This is a genomic window from Synechococcus sp. CCY9202 (assembly GCF_034931685.1).
GTDB lineage: Bacteria > Cyanobacteriota > Cyanobacteriia > PCC-6307 > Cyanobiaceae > CBW1002.
Genome location: NZ_JAYGID010000027.1, coordinates 68,190 through 74,692, shown reverse-complemented (window position 1 = coordinate 74,692; position 6,503 = coordinate 68,190). Strand labels below are relative to the sequence as shown.

Annotated in this window: 7 protein-coding genes and 1 pseudogene; 1 reads left to right on the top strand and 7 read right to left on the bottom strand. The window is 68.8% G+C overall.

Annotated features, from left to right (window positions below; translation table 11 throughout):
- Positions 1-163 precede the first annotated feature (163 nt).
- The 6 genes from ruvC to VB777_RS03910 all read right to left on the bottom strand — a co-directional run bounded on the left by ruvC (position 164) and on the right by VB777_RS03910 (position 5,710).
- Positions 164-628 carry a crossover junction endodeoxyribonuclease RuvC gene (gene ruvC, locus VB777_RS03935; RefSeq protein WP_323247231.1) on the bottom strand — a complete coding sequence of 155 codons (465 nt, stop codon included), beginning with the start codon at positions 626-628 and terminating at the stop codon, positions 164-166.
- A 12-nt stretch (positions 629-640) separates the two neighbouring features.
- Complete coding sequence (gene bchI / locus VB777_RS03930; protein WP_197169694.1) at positions 641-1,729, bottom strand: magnesium chelatase ATPase subunit I; 1,089 nt, start codon at positions 1,727-1,729, stop codon at positions 641-643.
- 58 nt (positions 1,730-1,787) lie between these two features.
- Entirely contained in the window at positions 1,788-3,176 is a 1,389-nt protein-coding gene (locus VB777_RS03925; RefSeq protein WP_416223843.1) for a DUF3370 domain-containing protein, read from the bottom strand.
- A gap of 200 nt (positions 3,177-3,376) precedes the next feature.
- Complete coding sequence (locus tag VB777_RS03920) at positions 3,377-4,438, bottom strand: serine hydrolase (protein ID WP_323247229.1); 1,062 nt, start codon at positions 4,436-4,438, stop codon at positions 3,377-3,379.
- 26 nt (positions 4,439-4,464) lie between these two features.
- The gene (locus tag VB777_RS03915) at positions 4,465-5,268 is read right to left on the bottom strand and encodes an RNA methyltransferase (protein ID WP_231605139.1); all 804 of its coding nucleotides are present in this window, start codon (positions 5,266-5,268) and stop codon (positions 4,465-4,467) included.
- Between the two features lie 4 nt (positions 5,269-5,272).
- On the bottom strand, positions 5,273-5,710 hold the full coding sequence (locus VB777_RS03910) for a cytochrome c (RefSeq protein WP_323247227.1): 438 nt from the start codon (positions 5,708-5,710) through the stop codon (positions 5,273-5,275).
- Positions 5,711-5,785: 75 nt separating this feature from the next.
- Between VB777_RS03910 and petG the strand changes: the two genes are divergently transcribed.
- On the top strand, positions 5,786-5,899 hold the full coding sequence (petG, locus tag VB777_RS03905) for a cytochrome b6-f complex subunit V (RefSeq protein WP_015110794.1): 114 nt from the start codon (positions 5,786-5,788) through the stop codon (positions 5,897-5,899).
- An 81-nt stretch (positions 5,900-5,980) separates the two neighbouring features.
- On the opposite strand, the pseudogene VB777_RS03900 reads toward petG, so the two are convergent.
- A pseudogene (locus VB777_RS03900) lies at positions 5,981-6,460 on the bottom strand (RsmD family RNA methyltransferase); the annotation flags it as partial.
- Between the last annotated feature and the right edge of the window lie 43 nt (positions 6,461-6,503).

Below are 6,503 nucleotides of genomic sequence, written 5' to 3'. Positions count from 1 at the left end.
GAGGCCGACGCTCCGTTGCGGCGGCACCAGGGCCGGCAGGTGGCGCCGGGCCATGGCAGCCAGGCCGGCTGCGGCAGCTGGCAGCAGGGCGCGCCGTCGGGTCCGCCAGTGGGTGCGCAGCTGCACCTTGGTGCTGGGGCAGGCATCTAGCGGGTCCGCCATCTCAGCGTTGGAACCAGCCCGTCAGGGCAACAGCCAGGGCATCGGCGGCGTCGTCCGGCCGCGGCGGGATCTCCAGCTGCAATTCCCGCATCACCGCCTCCAGCACCTCCTGCTTCTCGGCATGGCCCGAGCCAGCCAGGGCGAGCTTGATCTGCATGGGAGGGAATTCCACGATCGGCACCTTGAAGCGGGCCAGGGTCATCATCAGCACACCGCGCGCCTGCACCACCGAGATCGTGGTGCTGGAGCGGTAGAAGAAGAACTTCTCCACCGCCGCCAGCTGGGGCCGCCAGGTGCGGATCAGCAGCCTGAGATCCCGGGCGATCTCCACCATCCGATCCCCCTCGCTGCGGCCCGGATCGGTGCGGATGATGCCGCAGTCGAGCATGCGCTGCAGACCGCCACTGGTGTCGATCACGCCGTAGCCCACACGGGCCAGGCCGGGGTCGATACCAAGGATGCGCATGCCGGCAGGCCGTCAGCCGGCCAGCGCCAGCTCGAAGTCGCGCCGATCGGTGCTCACAGGCCGTTCAAACACCTTGCAGAACACCTTCACCACCCGATCACCGGAATCGATCTGCTCCAGCGGGTCCTTGCGCAGGCGGTGGCGCAGGCAGCAGGCCACCACCCTGGCCACATCGTCTTCGCTCACCTCGGTGCGCCCCTCGAAGGCGGCCAGGGCCCGGGCCGCCCGGTTGGTGACGATGTCGCCGCGCAGACCGTCGACGTCGAGCTCGCCGCACACTCCCGAAATCCGGATGCGCAGGTCATCGTCGATCACCACCGATCCGAGGCGCTGCTGGGCCTCCACCACCCTCGCCTGCAGGGCCTCCTGGGTGGTCTGCACAGCGGTGTTGAAGCCATCGGGGTCGTCATCAAACGCCGTGCGCTGATCCACCACCTGCACCCGCAGCTCGGGATCGCGCACGGTGCGCACCTCCACGCTCATGCCGAAGCGATCCAGCAGCTGGGGCCGCAGTTCGCCCTCCTCGGGGTTCCCCGAACCGATCAGCACGAAACGGGCCGGGTGGCGCACGCTCACCCCCTCCCGCTCCACGGTGTTCCAGCCCGAAGCGGCCGAATCCAGCAACACGTCGACCAGATGGTCGTCGAGCAGGTTCACCTCATCCACGTAGAGCAGACCGCGGTTGGCCTTGGCCAGCAGCCCCGGCTCAAAGGCGCGCACCCCCTCGCTGAGGGCCTTCTCGATGTCGATCGTGCCGCAGAGACGGTCTTCGGTGGCGCCCAGGGGCAGGTCCACCATCGGCACCTGGCGGGCTTCGGTGGGGAGGGTTTCGCCCTGCTCAGCCCGCTGACGCACTTCGGCGCTCTGCAGGTCGGGGTCGAAGGGAGAGCTGTTGTAGGGGTCGCCCGCCACCACGTCGATTTCGGGCAGCAGGTCGGCCAGGGCCCGGATCGTGGTGCTCTTCCCCGTACCCCGGTCGCCCATGATCATCACCCCGCCGATGCGGGGATCGATCACGTTGAGCAGCAGGGCCAACTTCATCTCCTCCTGCCCCACGATGGCGGTGAAGGGGAAGACCCGGCGCTTCCGGACTTGACTCACGAGATTGCCTGCACGGTGGAGGGACGGGGCCCGCAAGGGCCGATTGGAGCGGATTGTTTCACAGGCTCTGGGGGTCAGGCTCGACCGGCAGCAGGCTGAGCACCTGCGGCGGCGTGGCATCGGCGGGGTAGATCAGCCGCACCTGGAGCTGCCGCACCTGGCCAGGCGCCAGGCTGATGCGCCCGAGAGCCGGGCCGGCCTGGCCGGCCCGCTGCACCAGATGAAAGCTTCGCCGACCGGCGGGCTTGCCGGCCGCATCGTCTAGGCCCCGCACCTCCACCGTGCCGCGGAACATCACGGCCCTCGGAAGCACTGAATTGAAGCGGAGGCCACCCTGGGCCTGGTCCGCCTTGATCGGCGATTCCAGGGCCAGTTGCAACTGGACCGGCTTGGCCGTGTCGTTTCGTAACGGCAGGCTGAGGTCGTATTCAACCCCGTAGTTCCCATGGGCCGCCCAGGCGGTGCCGGGGTAGAAGCCCGCCAGTTCCGCCGTCTGCACCTGGCCCGTGCCGAGGCTGCCCCGCTCCAGGGAGGCAATTGGCCAGGAGATCGGCGCCTGACGCACTGAGAGATAAGGACTGCCGGGATCACTGATCTGGCCACGCCAGGTGCTGCCGGTCTGTACGCCGCTGACGCGCGAATAGATGATTCCGCCCTTATGGCCGCGGGGGGTAGGGGTGTGCTCGCGAGGGCTGAGTGGGCCCTCGAGCAGGGCCTGCCAGCTTTCGCTGCCTGGCGGGGTGTCGAGATCGCCGAAGGTGGCCAGGGTGGCCACATCCACCGGTCCATCGCTCTGAAGGCGCAACTGCAGGTTGCGGCCGTTCAGCAGCGGGTCGAGGCCACGCACGGGGATCTCCAGCACCATCAAGGTGGTGAGGCTGCCGGGCGCCAGGGTCCAGCGCTCCGGGAACAGGGGACTGCGGTAACGCTGCAGAAGCTCGGTGGCCACCCGGCTGCCTGGGCCGGAGAAGACCGGCGTTGAGCCCTGTTGCAACAACTCCGGCAGGGGCAGGAAGGGGGCGGAGGGCTGGGCCGGATCAAGCGACTGGGACAGGGCCGTGGAGCCACTGAGCAGCCGCAGGGTCACCGGGTGATTGCCGCGGGGTGCGGCCACCACGGCCAGCCACAGGGTGGAATCGAGGCTCTCCGGCTTGCCGGCATAGACGTGGTGGCTGAACAGGTCGAAGCGGCCGTTCAGGGGCAGGTTGAGGTGGGCCTGCGGTACGCCCCGTCCTGCCGGCGCGAAGGTGGACAGCAGGATCCCCGGTCCACGGATCAGTTCGGGGTTGTTGTCGTTGATCATCGGCACGGCATCGAGCCCGCCGGGGAGGGGCCGCACGCTCTGGCGCCGTAGTTGGGGCGGCGGCGGCTCCGCCGGCTTGGCATCGGCACTGGACTCCGCCTTGGGCTGCGCCGCCAGGGGCAGGGCTGCGCTCCCGCTCAGCACCAGCAGTCCCAGCAGAGGCGCTCTCAGGACGCGAAGGCACTGGACAACAGGCTTGAGGAAGGCCGGCTTTTGGCGGGTCGGCGGATGGCAATCAGGTTGCGGGCGGGCAAGGGAAGGACGCGTCATCGGCGGGCGCAGCATCGGCAGTCGGAGCAAAGACAGGGCACCCAAGGGCGCGTTCTGGGGAGGAGGGGAACCACTCATCGGCGACCGACGAGGGTCTGGGCCACAGCACCGGCCATGGCACGGATCAGATCAGTGGAGCGGGGATCATTGAACGGACCTTTCACCATGAAGGCCGCCACCGCCCGCTGTCCGGTGGGCAACTGGATCAGGGCCGCATCGGCATAGGCGATGCCGATGTCGCCGGTCTTGTTGTAGACGGTGATCCCAAAGCTCAGCAGCTCGCTGTCGGGATCGGCGGCATCCTTGCCCAGCCCCTGGAGCAGTCCGAGAGGGATCAGGGTGTTGGTGCGAGACGTTCCCATCACCTCCCGGAAGAGGTCGCGGGCACGCTGGCTCAGCTTCTGGCCTGTGTCCACCAGGGCGATCGACTTGGCCAGATCCCGGGCACTGGTGGTGTTGGTGCCGTTCAGATCCGGCAGCCAGTTGTTCACCACCGTGGCCGGCAGCCCCAGTTGCTGGAAGCGGGCATTGAGCACCGTTTTGCCACCCACCCGCTTGATCAGCAGATTGGTGGCGCTGTTGTCGCTCACACGGATCATTTCGGTGGCCGCCTCGTAGAAGGGGAAGCGGGTACCCACGGGCCGGCTTGCCATCCAGCCGGCTCCGCCGCCCACCACCTCCTTGGTGAGGGGCAGTGGGTCGTTCCAGCGGAATTTGCCGTGGTCGTAATCCTCGAGTCCCACCAACAGGATCGGGGTCTTGATCGAGCTGGCCGCCGGCAAGGGCAGGTCAGGCTGAAGTTGGGCGAAGCGGCCGTCGTCAAGCACCAACAGAAAACCGCTGACCTTGAGGTCCTTGTGGGCAGCAGCCTGCTGGCTCCATTTCTGGCTGAGGGCGGTGAGCTCCTGGCGCGGTTCGAAGCTGCCGAGCGGCAGGCTCTTGATGCCGTTCTCGGTCACCTTCGCATCGGCCAGAGGCTTCTGGATGGCGCCATCGGCCAGGCGGGGGGCCAGCAGTTTCAAGGTGGTGCCGGTGATCACCCCCAGGCCCACCCCCAGCACCAGCAGCCGCAGAACCAGCTTCAGGGGCTGCCCCCAGCGGTTGGTGCTGGATCGAGGCGGACGGCCGGCACTCACGGAGAACAGCAATGGCTGGGCTGACGCTAAGGGCTTCCCCGCCGACTCGCCCAGCGCAGCTGTCGCACCATGCCGCGCAGCAGGGCCACCTCGCCCTCGTCGATCTGGGCGCGTTGCAGCAGGGCCCGCACTTTGGCCATGCGGGCATGGGCGGTGTGCGGATAGAGAAACCCCACCTCCAGGAGCAGCTCCTCGGCATCCTCCAGGCTGGCCTCCAGGGCCGCCCGGGTGGCGGGATCACCGGGATCCTCCGCCCCGACGGTGCCGGGAGGAGAGGACGTTGGTCCCCCCGCGCTGCGCAGGCCGTGCAGCTCGTGCAACACCACCGCCACGGCATGGGACAGGTTGAGCGAGGCGTAGGCGGCGCCCGTGCCGATCTGCAGCAGCCGGCCGGCCTGCAGCAACTCGTCGTTGCTGAGGCCCCGATCCTCACGACCGAAGACCAGGGCCAGGGGTGCCGCCATCGCCGCCTGGGCCGAGGAGGGTGCGGTCGGCCCCGACGCTGCTGAGCCCCCCAGCAGCCAGCGCAGGGCCTCGCCTGGAGGCAACAGCGGCAGGGGTGGCGCGTCGAGCCGGCCGCTGGTGGCCACCACCCGCCGGCAGTCGGCCAGGGCCTCGGCCAAACAGCTGTAGCGGCTGGCCCCCTCCAGCAGGGAGCGGCCATGCACCGCCATCCGCACCGCTTTCTCGCCGAGGGGGTCGCAGCGGGGAGCCACCAAGCGCAAGCGGTCCACCCCGAAGTTGGCGCACAGGCGGGCGACGCTGCCGACGTTGAGAGGGCCTGCCGGCTCCACCAGCACCACGACGATGGGCGGCCGGTCGGGGCTCAAGGGATCAAGGCAGGGTGTGGAGGAACGCGAGCAGATCAGCCATGGCCTGGGGATCGGGCTGGAAGCGCGGCATCGGCGGGGTACGGCCACTCACCACCTGCTCGATCAGCTGGCGATCGCTCTTGCGGCGATCGACGCCATGCAGATTCGGGCCCACCAGTCCCTGGGCCGCCAGGCCGTGGCAGCCAGCACAGTTGAGTCGAAACAGTCGCCCGCCGTTACCGGCCGAGCCGGTGAGGTCGATCGTCTGGCGGGTGTAGGGATCCATCCGTGCCACCGGCAGCACCACCAGCACCAGCAGGATGCAGGCGACGGCAGCCACCGCCACCAGGGCCGCGACCAGGCCACGTCTCCGTCCTCCTGAACTCTCGTCCTGTCCGGGCGGCGCGATGCCGGAGAGACCGTCTGGGCTGCTCAGCGCGGGGGAGGGAGGAGCTGTCACGGATGGAGAAAAGGCACGCAGTGCCGACCGGCGCATGGAAGAATTGTGCCGTGCTTCCCGTCACGGCGTTTCCCCATGATCGAACCCCTGCTCTGCGGCATCGTGCTGGGTCTGATCCCCGTGACCCTGGTGGGGCTGTTCGTGGCTGCCTGGAACCAGTACCGCCGCGGCAGTGCCCTCGGCGGCTGAAACCGGTCTGTTGACCTCCAGCAGCTGAATCGTGGTGCTGCCATAGCGCCGCTCGTCGCGGCAGCGCCATCCCGCTGGCAGCTCGGGCCGGGCGTTGCTGGCGCACTCCCAGATCAGCGTTCCACCCGGTGCGAGCCACGTTCCGTCCAGCAGAGCCGCCGCAATCGCCGGGTAAAGCCCAGCCCGGTAGGGGGGGTCGGCGTAGATCAGATCAAAACCAGTACCGGCCTGCTCTCGCTTGAGCCAGCCGATCACCTCCTGGCAGATCACCGTCAGCTTCGGCACTGTCAACGAAGGGCTCGTCAACGGAGACTCCGTCAGGCAGGGATCTGAAACCGTGGTCCGTTCGGGGGTCCAGCGGGTGGCAGCCGTCACACCGGCCACAGCTTCGAGGTTGCTGCGGCTGATGGCGGCATGGCGGCGATCCTTGTCCACCGCCACCACCACGGCGGCTCCACGCTGCAGGGCTTCACAGCCCATGACACCGCTGCCGCTGAACAGATCCAGCCAGGTCGCATCCGGCAGATCGCGGCACAGCATGTTCATCACCGCCTCGCGCACCCGGGCCGGCGTGGGGCGTGCCCCATTCCCCGGCGGGCTGAGC

Excerpts from the sequence above, each read along its gene's own strand:
- ruvC (WP_323247231.1), bottom strand. The coding sequence starts at position 628 with ATGCGCATCCTTGGTATCGACCCCGGCCTGGCCCGTGTGGGCTACGGC.
- petG (WP_015110794.1), top strand. The coding sequence starts at position 5,786 with ATGATCGAACCCCTGCTCTGCGGCATCGTGCTGGGTCTGATCCCCGTG.